21 protein-coding genes are annotated in these 18,224 nt (G+C 60.0%); 5 read left to right on the forward strand and 16 right to left on the reverse strand.

Annotated features, from left to right (window positions below):
- Positions 1-70 precede the first annotated feature (70 nt).
- From C8N31_RS14875 to C8N31_RS14920, 10 genes are all read right to left on the reverse strand, one after another.
- Positions 71-1,039: an ABC transporter permease gene (locus C8N31_RS14875; RefSeq protein ID WP_025046574.1), complete on the reverse strand. Its 969-nt coding sequence runs from the start codon at positions 1,037-1,039 to the stop codon at positions 71-73.
- Positions 1,039-2,196, reverse strand: a complete 1,158-nt coding sequence (locus C8N31_RS14880; RefSeq protein ID WP_025046573.1) for an ABC transporter permease — start codon at positions 2,194-2,196, stop codon at positions 1,039-1,041. The genes C8N31_RS14875 and C8N31_RS14880 overlap by 1 nt, the downstream gene beginning before the upstream one ends.
- A gap of 1 nt (position 2,197) precedes the next feature.
- On the reverse strand, positions 2,198-3,802 hold the full coding sequence (locus C8N31_RS14885; protein ID WP_025046572.1) for an ABC transporter ATP-binding protein: 1,605 nt from the start codon (positions 3,800-3,802) through the stop codon (positions 2,198-2,200).
- Positions 3,803-3,875: 73 nt separating this feature from the next.
- Positions 3,876-4,877: a BMP family lipoprotein gene (locus tag C8N31_RS14890; RefSeq protein WP_025046571.1), complete on the reverse strand. Its 1,002-nt coding sequence runs from the start codon at positions 4,875-4,877 to the stop codon at positions 3,876-3,878.
- Positions 4,878-4,978: 101 nt separating this feature from the next.
- Complete coding sequence (locus C8N31_RS14895; protein ID WP_231476673.1) at positions 4,979-5,419, reverse strand: GNAT family N-acetyltransferase; 441 nt, start codon at positions 5,417-5,419, stop codon at positions 4,979-4,981.
- 11 nt (positions 5,420-5,430) lie between these two features.
- A complete protein-coding gene (tsaB, locus tag C8N31_RS14900; RefSeq protein ID WP_025046569.1) occupies positions 5,431-6,042 on the reverse strand; it encodes a tRNA (adenosine(37)-N6)-threonylcarbamoyltransferase complex dimerization subunit type 1 TsaB in 612 nt (203 codons plus the stop codon).
- Positions 6,035-6,595, reverse strand: a complete 561-nt coding sequence (locus C8N31_RS14905) for a NifU family protein (RefSeq protein WP_025046568.1) — start codon at positions 6,593-6,595, stop codon at positions 6,035-6,037. Before C8N31_RS14905 ends, tsaB begins: the two co-directional genes overlap by 8 nt.
- Positions 6,596-6,678: 83 nt before the next feature.
- Positions 6,679-7,137: a universal stress protein gene (locus C8N31_RS14910; protein ID WP_025046567.1), complete on the reverse strand. Its 459-nt coding sequence runs from the start codon at positions 7,135-7,137 to the stop codon at positions 6,679-6,681.
- Between the two features lie 101 nt (positions 7,138-7,238).
- On the reverse strand, positions 7,239-8,114 hold the full coding sequence (locus C8N31_RS14915; RefSeq protein WP_025046566.1) for a branched-chain amino acid aminotransferase: 876 nt from the start codon (positions 8,112-8,114) through the stop codon (positions 7,239-7,241).
- Between the two features lie 17 nt (positions 8,115-8,131).
- Positions 8,132-8,362, reverse strand: coding sequence for a hypothetical protein (locus C8N31_RS14920; RefSeq protein WP_025046565.1), 231 nt, complete (start codon positions 8,360-8,362; stop codon positions 8,132-8,134).
- A 127-nt stretch (positions 8,363-8,489) separates the two neighbouring features.
- Here C8N31_RS14920 and C8N31_RS14925 point away from each other — a divergent pair, with 127 nt between their 5' ends.
- The 3 genes from C8N31_RS14925 to C8N31_RS14935 all read left to right on the forward strand — a co-directional run bounded on the left by C8N31_RS14925 (position 8,490) and on the right by C8N31_RS14935 (position 10,001).
- Entirely contained in the window at positions 8,490-9,206 is a 717-nt protein-coding gene (locus tag C8N31_RS14925; RefSeq protein ID WP_025046564.1) for a M48 family metallopeptidase, read from the forward strand.
- Between the two features lie 73 nt (positions 9,207-9,279).
- Positions 9,280-9,636: an LIC10280 family protein gene (gene lfb1 / locus C8N31_RS14930; protein ID WP_025046563.1), complete on the forward strand. Its 357-nt coding sequence runs from the start codon at positions 9,280-9,282 to the stop codon at positions 9,634-9,636.
- Between the two features lie 11 nt (positions 9,637-9,647).
- Positions 9,648-10,001 carry a YigZ family protein gene (locus C8N31_RS14935; protein WP_025046562.1) on the forward strand — a complete coding sequence of 118 codons (354 nt, stop codon included), beginning with the start codon at positions 9,648-9,650 and terminating at the stop codon, positions 9,999-10,001.
- Here C8N31_RS14935 and trhA read toward each other — a convergent pair.
- From trhA to rimO, 4 genes are all read right to left on the reverse strand, one after another.
- The gene (gene trhA, locus C8N31_RS14940) at positions 9,983-10,624 is read right to left on the reverse strand and encodes a PAQR family membrane homeostasis protein TrhA (RefSeq protein WP_025046561.1); all 642 of its coding nucleotides are present in this window, start codon (positions 10,622-10,624) and stop codon (positions 9,983-9,985) included. The two genes, C8N31_RS14935 and trhA, sit on opposite strands and share 19 nt — an antisense overlap.
- Positions 10,625-10,684: 60 nt before the next feature.
- Positions 10,685-11,056: a thiol-disulfide oxidoreductase DCC family protein gene (locus C8N31_RS14945; protein WP_025046560.1), complete on the reverse strand. Its 372-nt coding sequence runs from the start codon at positions 11,054-11,056 to the stop codon at positions 10,685-10,687.
- Positions 11,057-11,095: 39 nt separating this feature from the next.
- Positions 11,096-11,464 carry a hypothetical protein gene (locus C8N31_RS14950; protein ID WP_037917547.1) on the reverse strand — a complete coding sequence of 123 codons (369 nt, stop codon included), beginning with the start codon at positions 11,462-11,464 and terminating at the stop codon, positions 11,096-11,098.
- 295 nt (positions 11,465-11,759) lie between these two features.
- Entirely contained in the window at positions 11,760-13,142 is a 1,383-nt protein-coding gene (gene rimO / locus C8N31_RS14955; protein WP_025046558.1) for a 30S ribosomal protein S12 methylthiotransferase RimO, read from the reverse strand.
- Positions 13,143-13,203: 61 nt separating this feature from the next.
- Here rimO and C8N31_RS14960 point away from each other — a divergent pair, with 61 nt between their 5' ends.
- A complete protein-coding gene (locus C8N31_RS14960) occupies positions 13,204-15,132 on the forward strand; it encodes an AsmA family protein (protein ID WP_025046557.1) in 1,929 nt (642 codons plus the stop codon).
- 104 nt (positions 15,133-15,236) lie between these two features.
- Positions 15,237-16,469 (forward strand): tryptophan synthase subunit beta, encoded by a 1,233-nt coding sequence (trpB, locus tag C8N31_RS14965; protein WP_025046556.1) that lies wholly within the window; start codon positions 15,237-15,239, stop codon positions 16,467-16,469.
- Between the two features lie 145 nt (positions 16,470-16,614).
- On the opposite strand, the gene C8N31_RS14970 is transcribed toward trpB, so the two are convergent.
- Both C8N31_RS14970 and C8N31_RS14975 read right to left on the reverse strand, forming a co-directional pair.
- Entirely contained in the window at positions 16,615-17,001 is a 387-nt protein-coding gene (locus tag C8N31_RS14970; RefSeq protein WP_025046555.1) for a DUF2237 family protein, read from the reverse strand.
- A 6-nt stretch (positions 17,002-17,007) separates the two neighbouring features.
- Positions 17,008-18,171, reverse strand: a complete 1,164-nt coding sequence (locus tag C8N31_RS14975) for a serine hydrolase domain-containing protein (RefSeq protein ID WP_025046554.1) — start codon at positions 18,169-18,171, stop codon at positions 17,008-17,010.
- Positions 18,172-18,224: the final 53 nt, after the last annotated feature.

Consider the following 18,224-nt stretch of genomic DNA (forward strand, 5'->3'; position numbering starts at 1 on the left):
CACCCTTGATAAACTGGACTTATCTGCCGCTGATTTGGGCTGTCTGACCCCCCTTCCGGGGGGCCGAAACTTAGCGTTCCTTGACGTAGGGTTCACCGCCGGCGCGGGGGGGAATCGCCTTGCCGACAAAACCGGCCAGAATGATCACCGTCATCAGATAAGGCAGGGCGCCCAAAAGCTGGCCTTGGACCTTCATGCCGATCACGCTTTCGATCACGTCGGGGCGGGTCTCCAGCGCGCCAAACAGACCAAACAGCAGTGTTGCCCAAAGCGCATACCATGGCCGCCACTTGGCAAAGATCAACGCCGCCAGCGCGATAAACCCGCGCCCGGCAGACATGTCCTTGACAAAGCCTGCCTGCAAGGCCGTGCTGAGGTATGCGCCCGCAATGCCGCACAGGATGCCGCAGATCGCCACCGCCGCATAACGCAGCCCGATCACCGAAACGCCAGCCGTGTCCACCGCCGCGGGGTTTTCCCCCACCGCCCGCAGACGCAAGCCAAAGCGGGTCCGATACAGCAGCCACCACGTCAGCGGCACAGCGGCCAATGCCATGTAGACCAGTATGGAATGGCCCGAGATCAGTTCCGAATAGAGCGGCCCGATGATCGGCACATTCGCCATGGCATCTGCGCCGGGCAGGGTGATCCCCTCAAACCGGGCATCCCCCGTCAGTGAGGGCGTGCGCCCGCCTTGCTTGAACCAATCCTGTGCAATCAGCACGGTCATGCCAGCGGCAAGGAAATTGATCGCCACACCAGAAATCAACTGATTGCCGCGGAACGTGATAGAGGCGACCCCGTGTAGCGCGCTGAGCATCAGCGATGCACCAATGCCTGCTAGCAGGCCAAGCCAGACGGAGCCGGTGACAGAAGCCAGCGCAGCGGAAAAGAACGCGGCGGCCAGCATCTTGCCCTCAAGGCCGATGTCAAAAATACCCGCGCGTTCGCTGAAAAGGCCCGCAAGACAGGCCAGCAGCAAAGGCGTGGCCAGACGGACAGAGCTGTCGAGCAGCTGGATGAGCGTCATATAATCCATCAGTTCGCCCCCGCCGCTTTGTTCCGGCGCAGGGCCAGGAACATCCGTTCCAGCGGCATCCGCACCATGTTGTCCAGCGCCCCGGTGAACAGGATCACCAGCGCCTGAATAACCACGATCAATTCACGCGGGATCGAGGTCCAAAGCGCCAGTTCGGCCCCGCCCTGATAGAGAAAGCCAAAGAGAATCGCGGCGATGAACACCCCTAGCGGATGCGACCGCCCCATCAGCGCCACGGCGATGCCGATGAAACCGGCCCCTTCGGTGGCGTTCAGCACCAGCCTTTCGGCCTCGCCCATGACGTTGTTGATCGCCATCATCCCGGCCAAAGCGCCCGAGATGATCATTGCGATCATGGTGATCTTGAAGGGCGAGATGCCTGCGTATTTGGCACCGCTTTCGGATTCGCCATAGCTGCGGATCTCGAACCCCAGACGGGTGCGCCAGATCAGGAGCCACAGCGCAAAACAGGCCGCAATCGCCACCAGAAGCGAGACATTGGCCGGAGCCGATTTGGAAAAGGCGATGCCAAAGGGCGCCAGCAGATCATGCAGCGTCGGCAGGTTGGTGGCCTCGCGGAAATGTGCGGTGGCGGGATCCATGCTGCCCTTGGGGCGCATCAGATTGACCAGCAGATAGTTCAGCAATGAGGCGGCGATAAAGTTGAACATGATCGTGGTGATCACGATATGGCTGCCGCGTTTGACCTGAAGCCAGGCCGGGATTGCGGCCCAGACCGCGCCAAACAGGCCCGCCATCGCCGCCGCGCCAATCAACGCCACAGACCAATGCGGCCAAGGGATATAGAGACAGGCAATCGCCACGCCCAGACCGCCCAGCATCGCCTGACCTTCGCCGCCGATGTTGAACAGACGCGCGTGAAAAGCGATGGCCACAGCCAGCCCGGTGAACATAAAGTTCGTCGCGTAATAAAGCGTATAGCCCCAGCCGTAGGTTGAGCCGAGCGCCCCATTGACCATCAGCTTGGCCGCGCCCCAGACAAAATCAAGCCGGGCGCCGATGCGGTCCATCATGGTGATGGCGGTGTCGGGGACATCCGCGATGGCAAAGACGACCAATCCGGAAATAAACGCCGCAAGCAGCAGGGAAATGAACGGCACGAGGATCACTTCGGCCCATTTTGGCATCACATCCATGTCAGACCTCCTTGCCTGCGTCGCCGCCCGCATGGGCGAGGTTTTCTTCGATCTCATCAACAGAATGGGCGTTGGCGGTGTCGGTGATCCCCGCCATCAGCAGGCCCAGTTCTTTCTCGTCGGTCTGATCCGGCATCCGCTCGCCCATCACTTGTCCGTCAAACATCACCGCAATCCGGTCACTGAGCGCGAGGATCTCTTCGAGTTCAACCGAGACCAGCAAGATCGCCTTGCCCTGATCACGCAGCGCGACGATTTGTTGGTGGATAAATTCAATCGCGCCGATATCGACGCCGCGTGTCGGCTGGCCAATCAACAACAGATCGGGGTTCCGCTCAATCTCGCGGGCCAGCACGATTTTCTGCTGATTGCCGCCGGAGAAGTTCTTGGCTGCCAGATTGGGGTCGGGCGGGCGCACATCAAAGCGTTCCATCTTTTCGGCGGTGTCCGCCTTGATCGCGGCGTTGTCCATCAACATGGCGTTCTTTTGGTAAGACGCATCGTGGTGATAGCCAAAGGCGGTGTTTTCCCAAGCGTGGAAATTCATGATCAGGCCTTCACGCTGGCGGTCTTCGGGTACATGGGCCACGCCCCGCGCACGGCGCGACTGGCCGTCCGAATGCCGGCCTGACAGATCAAGCGGCTGACCGTTCAGGAGCAATTCGCCGGTGCCGTCCTGATAGCCGCCCAGCACCTCAAGCAATTCTGACTGACCATTGCCTGCAACGCCTGCAATCCCTACGATCTCGCCCGCGCGGACCCGCAAATCAATGCCGCGCAAGCGTTCGACGCCTTTTTCGTCTTTCACTTTGAGGTTTTTGACATCCAGCACCACGTCACCGGGTGTGGCGGGCTTTTTATCGACCCGCAGCAATACTTTACGCCCCACCATCAGCTCTGCCAGTTCGGCAGGCGAGGTTTCGGAGGTTTTAACGGTCGCGGTCATCTCGCCGCGCCGCATCACCGACACGGTGTCGGTGGTTTCCATGATCTCGCGCAGTTTGTGGGTGATCAGGATGATGGTTTTGCCTTCGGACCGCAGCCGCCCCAGAATGCGGAACAGCTGGTCCGCTTCGGCAGGGGTCAGAACCCCGGTGGGTTCATCAAGGATCAGGATATCGGCCTGCCGGTATAGCGCCTTGAGGATCTCGACCCGCTGTTGCATCCCAACGCCAATGTCCTGGACCAGCGCATCGGGTTCCACATTCAGCCCATAGTCATTGGCCAGTTCGATCAAGGTGCGCCGCGCCTTGGCTAGCGAGGGCTTGAGCAGCCCGCCGTCTTCGGCGCCGAGGATGATATTCTCAAGCACGGTGAAATTCTCGACCAGCTTGAAATGCTGGAAAACCATACCGATGCCGGATGCAATGGCGGCCTGACTGTCGGTGATATTGGCCTTTTTGCCGCCGATAAAGATCTCGCCGGCGTCGGCCTTGTAAAAGCCATAGAGGATCGACATCAGCGTGGATTTGCCCGCGCCGTTTTCGCCGATGATACCGTGAATGGTGCCGGGCATCACCCGGATCGAAATGTCTTTGTTGGCCTGAACCGGCCCAAAGGCCTTGGATATGCCTTTCAGCTCAATCGCTGGTGCCTGATTGGCCATATGTCCCCCCGGAGTTGAGAGGGCCGCGCCGATTTCTCAGCGCGGCCCATGTCGTATTGTCTTGAAACGGACTTTAGAAGTCCAGCGCTGGGCAGCTGTCGTTGGCGTAGTAGGCCACAACTTCCAGCTCACCGTCGATGATCTTCTGACGCGCGTCTTCAACGGAGGCTTTCATCGCGTCGCTAACCAGAGGTGCGTTGTTGTCATCCATTGCGTAGCCCACGCCCTCTTCGGCCAGACCCAGAACCATGGAACCGGTCACACCGTCAGCGCCGTTTTTCATGGCGTTATACACGGCCACGTCCACACGCTTGAGCATAGACGTCAGAACCTTGCCCGGATGCAGGTGGTTTTGGTTGCTGTCCACACCGATGGACAGGATGTCTTCGTCCGCTGCGGTTTGCAGAACGCCAACACCCGTGCCGCCCGCGGCCGCATAAACAACATCAGCGCCCTGGCTGATCTGCGCTTTGGTCAGCTCGGAGCCTTTGACCGGGTCATTCCATGCAGAAGGTGTCGTGCCGGTCATGTTGGCCACGATCTTGATGTCAGGGTTCACCGCTTTGGCGCCCTGAGCATAGCCGCAACCGAAGTGACGGATCAGCGGGATGTCCATACCGCCGATAAAGCCGATGGTGCCGGACTTGGACGCCTGAGCGGCCAGCATGCCCACCAGATAAGAGCCTTCGTGTTCCTGGAAGCTGATCATCTGCACGTTGGCAGGGATCTCTGGCAGCCAGCCATCGATGTTCACAAATTTGGTGTCGGGATAGTCGCCCGCAACCGCATCAACAGGTGTCGCGAAAGCAAAACCAGTGGTGATGATCGGGTTTGCACCGGCCTCGGCAAAGCGGCGCAGGGCCTGCTCACGCTGGGCTTCGGACTGCAATTCAATCTCGCGGAAGGTGCCGCCGGTTTCTTCGGCCCAACGCTGTGCGCCGTTAAAGGCGGCTTCGTTGAAGGACTTGTCGAACTTGCCGCCCAGATCGAAGATCAGCGCAGGTTCGGCCAATGCGGCGCCGGCACTCAGCGCCAATGCGGCGGCAGCACCCATAAATTTGGTCATAAGGGTCATATTTGTCTCCCAGGTTTATACTGTTGGGGCGCGGCCTATGTTGGCCGATTGCCCAAGATCAATAGATCAGAGCCAATTTAGGCGGTATGCGGGGGGGAGGGTCAACCGCTTTCTGGCATTTTACCGTGTGAAACACCGCCATGACCAAGGGTCACGGCACGGCGCATCACAATGGCATCGGCCTTTGTACCATTGCTCCGGCTGTAATAGGCGGCGCGGCGTCCGGCCTCGATAAATTTGAACTTCTGGTAAAGATTTATCGCAGGTTGATTGTCGGATGCGACCTCAAGAAAGGCGGTTTCGGTGTCAGTGGGCAGGGTTTCAAGCCAGTTTTGCAGCAGTTTCTGGCCGATTCCCTTGCCCTGATGGCCGGGATCAACGGCAAGCGTCAGCAGCTCGCTTTCACCGGCCAGCGTACGAGTGAGCGCAAAGCCGGACGCGTGGTCAAAGCAGTGAACAAAGCGGTTTTGGGCCAGTTCGGAGAATTCCTCAGCCGACCATGGACGCTCACGCAGGAAAGCGGCGCGGTGCAATTGTGCCATCCGCGCCGGTGTCACGGCAAAATGGCCGGAGGGGCATCACGCGCGGGGGCCGCATCCGCAGGGCGCAGATAGAGAGGGGCAGGGCGGTCAGTCGCAGCGGTGTAACGCTGCGCGGTGATATGGGCGATCGCCTCGGCAACGGGCAGGACCGGCGGCTGGCCCCCAACGCCGATCAACGGCCCATCGAAGGGGGGCAAGGCGTCTGTTTCATACAAGGCAGGTTCGGCCAAAGACGGATTTGCGATGCCTTGCACAAAAACCTGACCGCGCCGGGCATCTACCGCACAAGCGCAAGGTCCGTCCTGCCCAAACGCCAGCGCGTCAAAGTTGGACACCCCCACCGAAGGCACGCCAAGACCCAATGCCAAACCGCGGGCGGCGGACACCGAAATGCGAATGCCGGTGAAATTGCCGGGGCCGACACCGACACCGATGGCATCAAGATCCTGAAAGCTTTTGCCGCTGGCCTGCAATAGCTCTTCACAAAGGCCAAGCAGGCGTTCGGCCTGTCCTTTGGACATCTCTTCGACTGCGCTTTGAAGGATCTGGCCATCGGACAGCAAAGCGGCCGCGCAATGCGCGGCCGATGTGTCAAACGCCAGAATAAGTGGGCGATCAGGCAACCGGGCGCACCTCGGTCACTTCTGGAATATAATGGCGCAGCAGGTTTTCGATGCCCATTTTCAGGGTCAATGTCGAGGAAGGGCAACCCGCGCAGGCGCCTTGCATGTGCAGGTAAACCACGCCGCGGTCAAAGCCGTGGAATGTGATGTCGCCGCCATCCTGTGCCACGGCAGGGCGCACACGACTGTCCAGCAGTTCTTTGATCTGGCCGACAATCTCGCCATCTTCGCCGTCATGCGCGGCATGGCCAGAGCTGGCCTCGTGACCCTCGCCCATGACCGGCTGGCCGGACTGGAAATGTTCCATGATCGCGCCCAGAAGGGCAGGTTTGATGTGGTCCCATTCGATGCTGTCGGCCTTGGTCACGGTGACAAAATCAGTACCAAAGAACACGCCTGTCACGCCATCCACCGCAAACAGCCGCGTGGCCAACGGGGACGAACCCGCCGTATCAGGGGTTGGGAAATCCGCCGTGCCCATTTCCAGAACGGATTGACCGGGCAGGAATTTCAACGTGGCCGGGTTCGGGGTGGATTCGGTTTGAATAAACATCGCTGTGTCCTCAGATGGCTTGGCTTTGATATGCGCCTTGAGGGGCGAAGTGTCAAGATTTGGAACGATTCTAAACGCTGCAATCAGGTGATCGCCTCAAGCCGTTCCTTGCTCAGATCGCCGGGCACAATGGTGATCGGCACCGGCAAAGTGCCGGCAGAGCGGGACATTTGCGTGACCAATGGGCCGGGCCCTTTTTTCTTGTCTGAGCTGGCACCCAGAACCAGCACGCCAATTTCAGGATCATCGGCAATCTGTTGAATGATCTCATCGACGGGTTGACCTTCGCGGATCACCAATTCTGGATCGACACCTTGTTTGTCGCGCATCCATTTGGCGAAAACCTCAAAATGGACCTCAATCCGCTCACGGGCCTCTTCGCGCATGATGTCACCAACGCCGATCCAATGGTTGAACTCTTCCGGCGGTATCACCGCCAGAACCTCAACCCCGCCGCCCGTGTGAGCAGCCCTGAGCGCGGCAAAACGCATGGCATTGAGGCATTCTGTACTGTCGTCCAAGACAACAAGGAACTTGCGCATTTTCTGGTCTCCCTTGAGGGCGGATCATGACCTCAGTTCAGGCGCAGGGCAATCGCTATCTGCGGCTGGTGTGATCGGAATTGGGGGCCTGGACAGGCCGTTTACCGTTCGGAGGCGGCCCAGTCCCAATACATTTCGCGTACCCGGCGGGTCACGGGATTGGCGTTTGCGCCCACCTCGTAAGCGGTGTCGTCAAAGGCTTTGACCGGGGTGACTTTCATCATGTTGCCGGACAGGAATACCTCGTCCGCATCATGGAAATCGTCAAAGGACAGGACGGTTTCATGCACCTTGATGCCATCGGCCTGCATGTTCTTGATGTGCCGCGCACGAGTAATGCCCGCCAGGAAGGTGCCATTGGGGATCGGTGTGAACACTTCGCCGTCCTTGACCATAAACGCATTGGCAGAGGCACTTTCGGCGACATTGCCGGCCGCATCGGCCACCAAAGCATTGCCGAACCCTTTGGAACGGGCCTCGACCATCATGCGGGCGTTGTTGGGATAGAGACAGCCGGCCTTGGCGTTCACAACATTGTCCTCAAGCACCGGACGGCGGAAACGGGTGCGGGTCAGGGTTGTTGCGGCCTCGGGCGGGGCCATCGGGATCTCTTCGAGGCTGATGGCAAAACCGGTTGCCCCTTCGCGCGGCACGATGCCTAGATCGTCCCCCGCCAGCGCCCAATACATCGGGCGGATGTAGACGGCGCTGTCGCGGCCATAGCTTTTCAAGCCCTCGCGGACCATCTCGATCATGTCGTCGGTTTCAACGGTTGGCGTAATCATCAGCGCCTTGGCGGACCGATTGATCCGGGCGCAATGCGCCTCAAGATCGGGGGACAGCCCGTCAAACAGGCGTGCGCCGTCAAACACGGTGGTGCCCAGCCATGCGCCGTGATCGGCGGCATTGATCACGGTCTTGTCGCCGTCATGCCAGCGGCCGTCGTAATAGGTTTTGATGTTGGTTCCGGTGGCCATCTTGGTTGGTCCTGTTCTTATGGTGCGCTGCGATAGATGCCCTCGGGCAGATTCAGCGCCGCCGTCAAATCGCGCAGCTGATCTGGAGAAAGGGTGATTTTGGACACGCGGTCGGTGCGCGGATCCCATTGTTCAAAGGTGATCTCGCCTGCAAATGCCTGCACTGTCACATCTTCTCGGAGGGGGGCGCTGCCTTCGTCCACAAGGGTGATCACCGTGGCGTCGAATTCGTGTTCAATGGTAAACATGGGGCAAACCTGATGGTTTCGGCGGAGCATTGCAAGCGCTGTGTCACGTGGTGGTGATCGGGGTGGCTCTCTGTGCGGGGCGTGCTAGATTACTGCACAGCAGATGTTGCCCAAAGGACGTTGGCAAATGATCAAAAAGACGATGTGTGCGATTGCCGCCGTGGCGGTGCTGGCAGCCTGCGAAGTGGTGCCCGTACAGACCGAAGCGCAAGGCGGTGCGGTGCAGGCCAAACCCTCCGCGCCGACATTGACGCAATCACAGGCCGCACGGAGTTTTGCGCGGGTGGTTCAGACCGTTGAGCCGGTGGCAGAGCGTGAATGCCGGGTGCGGACCTCTGGTGTGAATTGCGATTTCAACATCATTATTGACGATCGTCCGAACCAACCGTCGAATGCATATCAGACATTGGACAAAAAGGGCCGCCCTGTGGTGGTCTTTACTCTGCCGCTCATCCGTGATGCTCGCAACGCCGATGAACTGGCCTTTGTCCTAGGTCATGAGACCGCGCATCACATTGCGGGCCATATTGAACGCCAGCAGCAAAACGCGGTGGCCGGTGCGGTGATTTTTGCCGGATTGGCCACGCTGACCGGCGGCGACGCAAATGCGGTTCGGTCGGCGCAAAAGTTGGGTGCGCAGGTCGGCGCGCGGACCTATTCCAAGGATTTTGAACTGGAGGCAGATGCGCTGGGCACCATCATCACCGCCAAGGCAGGCTATAACCCGATACGGGGAGCGGAGTTCTTTACCCGTATTCCCGATCCGGGTGACAAATTCCTTGGCACCCACCCGCCCAACGCTGCGCGGATCAAGATCGTGCGCCAAACCGCTGCGGGGCTTTGATCAGTCGGTGGTGGTGGCTTTGGCGGCTGATGTGACCTAAACTGCGGGGACAAACCAACCGCAGGAGAGACCGATGAGCCGCAGCATTTTCACCCGCAGGGCTTGGATCGCCGGAGCTATGGCGGCTTGCCTGGCTGCTCCTGCAGCGGCGCAAACTATTGGAATCTCTGGTGTTTTCACTGCTGAAGGGCGCAACCCTGATGGGTCGGCCTATTCCGGTGTGGCAGTTGTGAACGAACAAAACGGATCGGTGCAGGTCACTTGGACTGTGGGCAGTCAGACCTACGCAGGCAGCGGCGTGCGGGATGGACAGATTGTGGTGATCAACTGGGGGCAGGCGCATCCCGTGATTTATGTGGTGATGGCCAACGGCAATCTGCATGGCACTTGGCAAAACGGCACCGCGTTAGAGCGTTTGACCCGGCGCTGAGAGACACCGATATGCACAAGAAACTGGGCGTGATCCTAAGCGATCGCGGATCGAAATATGCGGTGTCCGGCGGGCCTGCCAAGAACCGGGCCGAGGTAGACGCCCTGCTGAAATCGCTCAAGCGGGACAAAGCCTATGCCAAGGCGACGCATAACACTTGGGGGGTTCTGTTCGCAGACGGCACGCCGCTCAAGGGCGATGACGGGGAATCGGGCGCAGGCATGGTGATCTTGCGGATGCTGGAACGCGAAGGCCTGACCGATCACGTGATTGTTGTGACCCGCTGGTACGGCGGCAAACATCTGGGCGGCGACCGGTTTCGCCATGTGCAGACCTGTGTAAGCGCCTATATCGACGGCGCGTGAGCCCAAAGGCTTAGCAAAATCGCGGCAAAGAAACAGGCCGAGGCGACCAGTACAAACCCATGCCAGATCGCATTTTGGAATCGCATTCCCTTGTGGACATAGACAAAGGTGCCAACTGAATAGGTCAGCCCGCCCGCCACGATCAGCGCCAATGCGCCGCCCGGCAGTGTCATCCACATCGGCCAGATCAGCAGAACCGACAGCCAGCCCATCAGCAGATAAAGCGCCAATGACCCGCGCCCGTCTGTGCCCCAGAACCACAGTTTGGCCACCGCGCCAAGGGCTGCCAGCGCCCAGACGATGCCAAGGATACCATAGGCAAACCCCGATCCGATCACCATCACCAATGGCGTGTAAGTTCCTGCAATCTTAAAGTAAATTGCGGCGTGGTCGATCCTATTCAGCACCGGACGCAGCCCGTCATACGGGGTCAGGTGGTAAATCGCCGATGCCATAAACGCAAAAATCATGCAGCCGGCATACAGCCCCGTCGAGGCCAGCGCTGTGCCGCTTTGTGCCGCTTGGATCAACAGGATCACCGAGGCTGGCACCGCCAGCAACAGACCCGCCACATGTACCGCGCCATCGGCCAGGGTTTCCGCTTTGGAGTAAGGATAAGCCATAGGCCAAGCCTAGCAGCGGTTTGTAAACACGCCATGCATGACCCTGGGGAAAGCCGAAGTTTAGGCGCGTTTTTGCCGCCAGAGGTGCCAACGATAGATCAGCGGCGCCAGCAGGTGGTCATAGCTCAGGACCGCCAGCCGATTGATTCCCGGCAGCGCGACCAGCCGTGCAAGCCAGCGATAGCGCGGGATCTCCTGCCACAACGCGATAAAGGCCGGAATGCCCAAAAACGTCTGTCCGTTTTTGCGCAGATGCAGCCGCCGGGCGGCCTGATCACCGTCTATGCCCCAATCAGCCAGCTTGGCCGGATCGTTCAGGTCATCATACCGGATCGGGATCGCGGCCTTGGTGCTGGCCTTGGCGTAATGATCCATCTCGCGGCTGCAAACCGGGCATTGGCCGTTGTACAAAACTTTGGTGTCGCTGCTCATAACGGTCCAGATAGGGCGCGGCGGCCCTGTGGCAAAGGCTCAGCGCGGTTTATTGCTGTCGATCCAGCGCGACATCATGGTTTTGTCGCGAAAACACTCGGGCGGCACCGGGTTGCGTTTGAGCCGCGCAATGCGTTCGGCAAAGGCCACCTGTTTGGAAGAAGGATAATTGCTGAACCGGCCCTGCGGTGCGGGCGCTTTGTGCGCGTCGATCCACTTGGACAGCGCCGCCCGGTCGGCCGTGATCCCATCAGGCAGCGCCGCGCCGGATTTGGCGGACAGCACGCGGGCATAGGCGATCTGTTTCTCCGTCGCGGGCTGCGCGGCGGATGTGTGCGGTTCGGCCTCGACCGGCGCGGCCCCGCGTGCGGGGGAAAACAGACCGGGAAATGAGGGTTGGAAGGACATGATATGCACCTCTCTTAACGATTGGTTAAGATGTAGAACATATAGGGAACATTTTCAAGGGGGAGGAGAACAACGGTAGTTTGACCACCCTCGAAACACAACACGCGCAGTGCTGCGGCAGACCGCGGGGTGGCGCATCTGGCCTAACAGTTTGGCAATTTATGTTGGATGATTAGGGCTTGGTATCGAGAGGGCGCACCCGGTCGCAAAAGCGCCAGACCGGTGGGGCGGTCTGGCGCTGCACGGCGGCTACGCCTTGATTCCGTGCAAAGGGAGAGTTGCTGGGCAAAAGGGCCTAAACCACCCGCCCCCAAAGATCATATTCGCCGGCCTCTTCCACCTCGACCGTGACCAGATCACCAACCTTCAGATCCGCAAACCCTTCGTCAATGAACAGGTTCCCGTCGATCTCCGGTGCGTCCGCCTTGGTGCGGCAGGTTGCGGCCTCTTCGTCCACCTCATCCACGATCACCTGCAGGGTCTGACCCACGTTGGCCTCCAACTTGGCTTCGGAAATTGCCTGCGCCTTGGCCATGAAACGGTCCCAACGGTCCTGTTTGACCTCGGGCGCCACATGGTCAGGCAGGGCGTTTGATCGCGCGCCTTCGACGTTTTCATATTGAAAACAGCCGACCCGGTCGAGCTGCGCCTCGTCCATCCAATCCAGCAGGGTCTGGAACTCTGCCTCGGTCTCACCCGGATAGCCGACAATAAACGTGGACCGCAGGGTTATATCAGGGCAAACATCGCGCCAAGCAGCGATTTCATCCAGCGTTCGGGACGCCGCCGCAGGCCGCGCCATGCGTTTGAGAACATCGGGATGCGCATGTTGGAACGGGATGTCGAGATAGGGCAGGATCAGCCCCTCGGCCATCAGCGGGATCAGTTGGCGCACATGCGGGTAGGGGTAAACATAATGCAGTCGCACCCAAAGATCGCGCCCGGCACCAAGCGCCCCAAGATCACGCGCCAGATCGGTGATATGGGCGCGGTGGCCGCGATCCTCGGCATGTTTGATGTCCACGCCGTAAGCCGAGGTGTCTTGCGAAATCACCAGCAGTTCTTTGACGCCATTATCCACCAGCCGCTCTGCCTCGCGGATCACCGCGTGGGCGGGACGCGATTGCAGCCGCCCGCGCATGTCGGGGATGATGCAGAACTTGCACTTGTGATTGCAGCCCTCGGAAATCTTGAGATAGCTGTAATGGCGCGGGGTCAGCGAGACTTGCTGTGCGGGCAGCAGATCCACAAAAGGATCCGGGCTGGGCGGCACGGCGCCATGCACGGCATCCAGCACCTGTTCGTATTGATGCGGACCGGTCACCGCCAGAATGCGCGGGTGATGTTCGCGGATGTAATCGGGTTCCGCCCCAAGGCATCCGGTGACAATCACCTTGCCGTTTTCGGTCAATGCCTCGCCAATGGCATCAAGGCTTTCGGCCTTGGCGCTGTCAAGAAATCCACATGTGTTCACGATCACCGCATCGGCCCCGGCATAATCGGGGGATACCCCATAGCCTTCGGCGCGCAGGCGCGTCAGGATGCGTTCACTGTCCACCAATGCCTTGGGACAACCAAGAGAGACCATACCGATGGTCGGCTGGCCGGGGCGGGAAGGATCGCTGATTTTGGCTTTGGGGGCCAGATCAGGGCGCAGATTGGGTGGGTTTGTGCTCATCCAATGGGCTATAAGGCAAGCAAAGGGGCGGTGAAAGCCCCCGCAAAACAGGAGAGCGGCAATGAAATGGATCATGCGGATTTTGGGGCTGGTGGTTTTGGTGGCTGTGCTGGTCGTCGTGGGGGTTTTGATGCTGCCTGCGGACAAGATCGCGCAGATCGCAGGGGACCAGCTGCGCAAGGTGACGGGGCGCGATGTGACGATCAGCGGCGATGTTTCCATGACCTTCTGGCCGGTGCTGGGCGTGACAGCGGGTGGGCTTGAGGTTGGCAATGCCAGCTGGGCCAAGGACGGCGCGATGCTCAGCACCACGAACGCGGCCATCGGGGTGGATGCCTCGGCCCTGCTGCGCGGCGAGATCCGGATCACAAACATCGAGGCACAAAGCCCGACGATCCGGTTGGAAAGCCGCAAGGATGGGCGGGCCAGCTGGGAATTCACCGATGCCACAGGCGCAGCACAGATCGAGACTGAAACCTCGCCCGCGCGGCCAGCCAAGGCGGTGACCATTCAAAAGCTCAAGATCACCGATGCCACGTTGATTTTTGACGCGGAAGGGTCGGATCTGGTGTCTTATCAAGGGGTTGATCTGGCGCTGGATTGGCCGGATGCCAATGGTGCGGCGGATATTGCGGCGGCCCTGCGCCCCGCCCGCGACAAGGTTAACATCGGCGCCCGCATTGAAAATTTCGGATCATTCCTGACCGGCACGGTGCAGCCTTTGCGGGCCAAGATCACGGCCAAGGGGGGCGAGTTGAGCCTTCAGGGACGCGGATCTCTGGAAGGGGCGGTTGCGGGTGGATTTGCGCTTCAGGCCGGGAACACGGCAACGTTTCTGGCGCAACTGGGGGCAGGCGCTGTGGAACTGCCCAAGGGGCTGGGGCAAAGCCTGAATGTCACCGCCGATCTGACGCTGACACCCGATAGGCGTTTGGCACTGCGGGATCTGGTGGCGGATCTGGGCGGCAACACCCTGCGAGGCGGGGTCGATGTGGCGCTGAACGGTGTGCCGCAGATCAATGCGCAACTGAACGCCGGGGCGCTGGATCTGCGCAGCCTCACCGAAGGCGGCGAGGGCGGCGGCAGCAATGCCGGGCCGGGTTGGCCCAAAGACCGGATTGATGCCTCGGGACTTGCGGCGTTCAACGGCACCATTGCCCTGAACGCGAGCAGTATTGATCTGGGCGCATTGTCCCTTGGCCCCACGCGCACGGTACTGCGCAACGACAGATCGCGGATGGTGTTCGAGCTGCGCGAGGTCAACGCCTATGACGGCAAACTGGCGGGGGAGTTTGTGATGAACAACCGCAACGGCCTGTCCGTGGGCGGCAAATTGCAGGCGCTGGGCGTGCAGATGCAGCCTTTGTTGGCCGATCTGGCTGATCTGAGCCGGTTTCGCGGGCAGGGCAACGCCTCGCTCTCGTTCCTCGGGGTGGGGCAAAGCGTGGATGCGATCATGCGCTCTCTCAGCGGTGAGGGCAGCCTCAAGGTGGGGCGCGGGGCCATCGAAGGGATCGACCTTGACGCACTGCTTGGCTCGTTTGATGTGGAGGGCGGCACCACCGTGTTTGACAGCCTGAACGCCAGCTATGCGATCAAGGGCGGGGTGCTGCGCAATTCTGATCTGCTGATGCTGCTGCCCAACTTTAACGCGGCGGGCGCAGGCGAGATCAATCTGGGCGCACAAACACTGGATTACACTGTCACGCCCAAGGCGCTGCGGGTGAACGGGGATCGCGGGCTGGCGGTGCCTGTGCGGATTTACGGGCCATGGGCCGATCCCAGAATCCGGCCTGATCTGAAAGCGGCGGTGGACCTGAACTTCCAGAAAGAAAAGGAAGAAGCCAAAGCCAAGGTTGAGGCCAAGGTCCAGCAAAAGATCGAAAAAGAACTGGGTGTGAAGGTCGAGGACGGCCAGTCCATCGAAGAGGCGGTCAAAGACGGGATCGAGGACAAGTTGAAAAAGGAACTGCTGAGCATCTTTGATTGACGTGTCAGGGGTACAATTTCCTATACGATCCTAGTGGCGGTCCGGCCTGTGCTGCGCTATGTCAGGCCAGACCACATGCCCGATTTCATGAAGGAGCTGCCGTTATGGCCACCGATCTTTTCAACAGTTTCATGACCGGCCCCGATGAAAAGGGCCGTTTTGGTGATTTTGGCGGGCGTTTCGTATCCGAGACGTTGATGCCGCTGATCCTTGAGCTGGAACAGCAGTACGAAAAGGCCAAGACCGACGACAGCTTCTGGGCAGAGATGAATGACCTCTGGACGCATTACGTGGGCCGGCCCAGCCCATTGTATCATGCGGAGCGCCTGACCGAACATCTCGGCGGTGCCAAGGTTTACATGAAACGCGACGAGCTGAACCATACAGGCGCGCATAAGATCAACAACGTGCTGGGCCAGATCATTCTGGCACGCCGCATGGGCAAGAAAAGGATCATCGCCGAGACCGGCGCGGGCCAGCATGGGGTCGCCACGGCGACTGTCTGTGCCAAGTTCGGGCTCAAATGTGTGGTCTACATGGGCGCCCATGATGTGGAACGTCAGGCGCCGAATGTGTTTCGGATGCGTTTGCTGGGCGCCGAAGTGGTGCCTGTGACCTCGGGGCGCGGTACGTTGAAAGACGCGATGAACGATGCGCTGCGCGACTGGGTGACCAATGTGCGCGATACGTTTTATTGCATCGGCACGGTGGCAGGGCCGCACCCCTATCCGGCCATGGTGCGCGATTTCCAGAGCATCATCGGCAAGGAAGTGCGCGAACAAATGACCGCCGCCGAGGGCCGTTTCCCCGATACAGTGATCGCCGCCATTGGTGGTGGGTCCAACGCGATGGGCCTGTTTTACCCGTTCCTTGATGACAAGGAGGTGGGTATCATCGGAGTTGAGGCCGGCGGCAAAGGTGTGAACGCCAAGATGGAGCATTGCGCATCGCTGACCGGCGGACGCCCCGGCGTGCTGCATGGCAACCGGACCTATCTGTTGCAGGATGACGATGGCCAGATCCTTGAAGGCTTCAGCATTTCAGCGGGGCTGGATTATCCCGGCATCGGGCCAGAGCATGCGTGGCTGCACGAGATTGGCCGGGCGAAATATGTCTCCATCACGGATGTGGAGGCGCTGGAGGCGTTCCAGCTGTGTTGTGAGTTGGAGGGGATTATCCCTGCGCTGGAGCCATCGCATGCGCTAGCCCATGTGATGAAGATCGCACCGGAATTGCCCAAAGATCACATCATCTGCATGAACATGTGCGGGCGCGGCGACAAGGATATCTTTACCGTGGCCAAGGCGCTGGGTTTTGAGATGGGTGAGTTCGCCTAGGTTTTCCAGCGGCCCCCAAACGCGCAGTCATTGGGCCCCAGCCCCCAAACAAGAGATCATTGGGCCCCAGCCCCCAAACAAGAGATCATCGGGGGCCAGCCCCCAAACCCCCGGAGGTATTTAGGGCCAAAAAAGGGGGGCAGGGTCAGTCTTTGGATGGCCTTTGTAATGCGTGATCTTTAAGGGTTTGCAAGGGCACCACGTCCAAGGCGCGAATGTGCGTGGCTTCGAGGGAGACCTTGGGCCCGCATCCCTCATCGGCCGCTTGCAGGAACCGGCCCGCGCAGAGGCACCATGTGTCGCCGGGGTTCAGACCATCAAATCCGAACTCGGGCCGCGGGGTGCTGAGGTCATTGCCGACATATTTCGAATAGGCGAGAAATTCGGCGGTCATTATAGCGCAGACCGTGTGGCTGCCGTGATCTTCGGCGCAGGTGTTGCACATTCCATCGCGGTAAAAGCCGGTGACAGGATCGGTGCCGCATAACGCAAGCGGGCCGTTCAGGACATTGATGCTTTGATCAGGTTCCATGGTCCCTCACAGGTTTTCGGCGATCAGGCGGAAGATGTCGATGTTGCGCTGGCTGACGCCTGCCTCGCGGAATTTTCGGTCGGCGGCGTTGGTGGCGATCACCACGTTGCGGGCGGTGTCGATATAAAGATATTGGCCGTAGACCCCGCGTGCCATGTATTCGCCCGGCGCGGCTCCTTGAGGGATCCACCATTGGTAGCCATAGCCGATTTTGCCCGGCGCAGTGGGGGCGCTGGCAGCGGTTGAGGCCGCGACCCAGGCCGCTGGAACGATCTGTTGGCCTTGCCACTCACCGCCTTGGGCGAACATCTGGGCAAAGCGGGCGTAATCGCGGGTGGTCAGGTTCAGACCGCCCAGAACAAAGGCGGTGCCAACGCCATCGGTGACGTAATAGGGGCTGCGCTCCAACCCCAGAGGCACGATGATTTTCTCGCTGAGCAGGTCGGCAATGCTGCGCCCTGTTGCGCCGCGCACCACCATGCCGATCACATGGGTGTCGATGGAAACATATTGCCATTGCTGGCCGGGTTCAGCCAAGCGTTCGGTCAAATCTGCGGTGAAGTCATCCATCTTGCCGCCCAAGGCAAGGATACGGCCCATCCGGTTGATGTCGGAGTTTTTGTCGAGGTAATCCTCGTCAAAGGTCACGCCGCTGGACATTTGCAGGACATTGCGCAGGGTCGCGCCGTCGTAGGCGCTGCCCTTGAGTTGCGGTGCATATTGGGTGACCGGATCGTCGAGAGAGGCGATTTTGCCTTCGTCCAGCAAGATACCAACAAGCGCCGAGAGATAGCTTTTGGCGACCGACCACGAGATCCGCAGATCATCCGGCCCGGTGCCCTGAAAGTAGTTCTCATAGACGATGTCGCCATCCTTGAGCACCACAAGCGCGGTGACGGCCCGGTCGGTGATCCATTGATTGACCTGCGATGGCAGGGTGGTTTCGGGGCCATAATCCAGCGCCGTGGTCGGGCCATTGCCGCGCGGCACTGGGGTGGTCAGAAAGGCCGCGTCCATATGGCTGAAGTTCGAGACAATCTTTTCTGCGCTGAACAGGGAGTTCACCGCCAGCAGGCGCGTGATCTCTTCGAGTTTCCACAGGCCAACGACCACAGCCGCCAGAACCAGCGCCAAAAGCAGCCGACCCAGCCATTTACCGAACCTACGCATCATGATCCCCCATCTGTCCCTGCATCATCCAAGCACAGGCGGGTCTTTGATGC

It is taken from the genome of Sulfitobacter mediterraneus (assembly GCF_003054325.1).
GTDB classification, from domain to species: Bacteria; Pseudomonadota; Alphaproteobacteria; order Rhodobacterales; family Rhodobacteraceae; genus Sulfitobacter; species Sulfitobacter mediterraneus.

What these genes read in the sequence shown, in the direction of transcription:
- C8N31_RS14875 (WP_025046574.1), bottom strand. Translation starts at nt 1,039, where the DNA reads ATGGATTATATGACGCTCATCCAGCTGCTCGACAGCTCTGTCCGTCTG.
- C8N31_RS14880 (WP_025046573.1), bottom strand. Translation starts at nt 2,196, where the DNA reads ATGGATGTGATGCCAAAATGGGCCGAAGTGATCCTCGTGCCGTTCATT.
- C8N31_RS14885 (WP_025046572.1), bottom strand. Translation starts at nt 3,802, where the DNA reads ATGGCCAATCAGGCACCAGCGATTGAGCTGAAAGGCATATCCAAGGCC.
- C8N31_RS14890 (WP_025046571.1), bottom strand. Translation starts at nt 4,877, where the DNA reads ATGACCCTTATGACCAAATTTATGGGTGCTGCCGCCGCATTGGCGCTG.
- C8N31_RS14895 (WP_231476673.1), bottom strand. Translation starts at nt 5,419, where the DNA reads ATGGCACAATTGCACCGCGCCGCTTTCCTGCGTGAGCGTCCATGGTCG.
- C8N31_RS14905 (WP_025046568.1), bottom strand. Translation starts at nt 6,595, where the DNA reads ATGTTTATTCAAACCGAATCCACCCCGAACCCGGCCACGTTGAAATTC.
- C8N31_RS14910 (WP_025046567.1), bottom strand. Translation starts at nt 7,137, where the DNA reads ATGCGCAAGTTCCTTGTTGTCTTGGACGACAGTACAGAATGCCTCAAT.
- C8N31_RS14915 (WP_025046566.1), bottom strand. Translation starts at nt 8,114, where the DNA reads ATGGCCACCGGAACCAACATCAAAACCTATTACGACGGCCGCTGGCAT.
- C8N31_RS14920 (WP_025046565.1), bottom strand. Translation starts at nt 8,362, where the DNA reads ATGTTTACCATTGAACACGAATTCGACGCCACGGTGATCACCCTTGTG.
- C8N31_RS14925 (WP_025046564.1), top strand. Translation starts at nt 8,490, where the DNA reads ATGATCAAAAAGACGATGTGTGCGATTGCCGCCGTGGCGGTGCTGGCA.
- lfb1 (WP_025046563.1), top strand. Translation starts at nt 9,280, where the DNA reads ATGAGCCGCAGCATTTTCACCCGCAGGGCTTGGATCGCCGGAGCTATG.
- C8N31_RS14935 (WP_025046562.1), top strand. Translation starts at nt 9,648, where the DNA reads ATGCACAAGAAACTGGGCGTGATCCTAAGCGATCGCGGATCGAAATAT.
- trhA (WP_025046561.1), bottom strand. Translation starts at nt 10,624, where the DNA reads ATGGCTTATCCTTACTCCAAAGCGGAAACCCTGGCCGATGGCGCGGTA.
- C8N31_RS14945 (WP_025046560.1), bottom strand. Translation starts at nt 11,056, where the DNA reads ATGAGCAGCGACACCAAAGTTTTGTACAACGGCCAATGCCCGGTTTGC.
- C8N31_RS14950 (WP_037917547.1), bottom strand. Translation starts at nt 11,464, where the DNA reads ATGTCCTTCCAACCCTCATTTCCCGGTCTGTTTTCCCCCGCACGCGGG.
- rimO (WP_025046558.1), bottom strand. Translation starts at nt 13,142, where the DNA reads ATGAGCACAAACCCACCCAATCTGCGCCCTGATCTGGCCCCCAAAGCC.
- C8N31_RS14960 (WP_025046557.1), top strand. Translation starts at nt 13,204, where the DNA reads ATGAAATGGATCATGCGGATTTTGGGGCTGGTGGTTTTGGTGGCTGTG.
- trpB (WP_025046556.1), top strand. Translation starts at nt 15,237, where the DNA reads ATGGCCACCGATCTTTTCAACAGTTTCATGACCGGCCCCGATGAAAAG.
- C8N31_RS14970 (WP_025046555.1), bottom strand. Translation starts at nt 17,001, where the DNA reads ATGGAACCTGATCAAAGCATCAATGTCCTGAACGGCCCGCTTGCGTTA.
- C8N31_RS14975 (WP_025046554.1), bottom strand. Translation starts at nt 18,171, where the DNA reads ATGCGTAGGTTCGGTAAATGGCTGGGTCGGCTGCTTTTGGCGCTGGTT.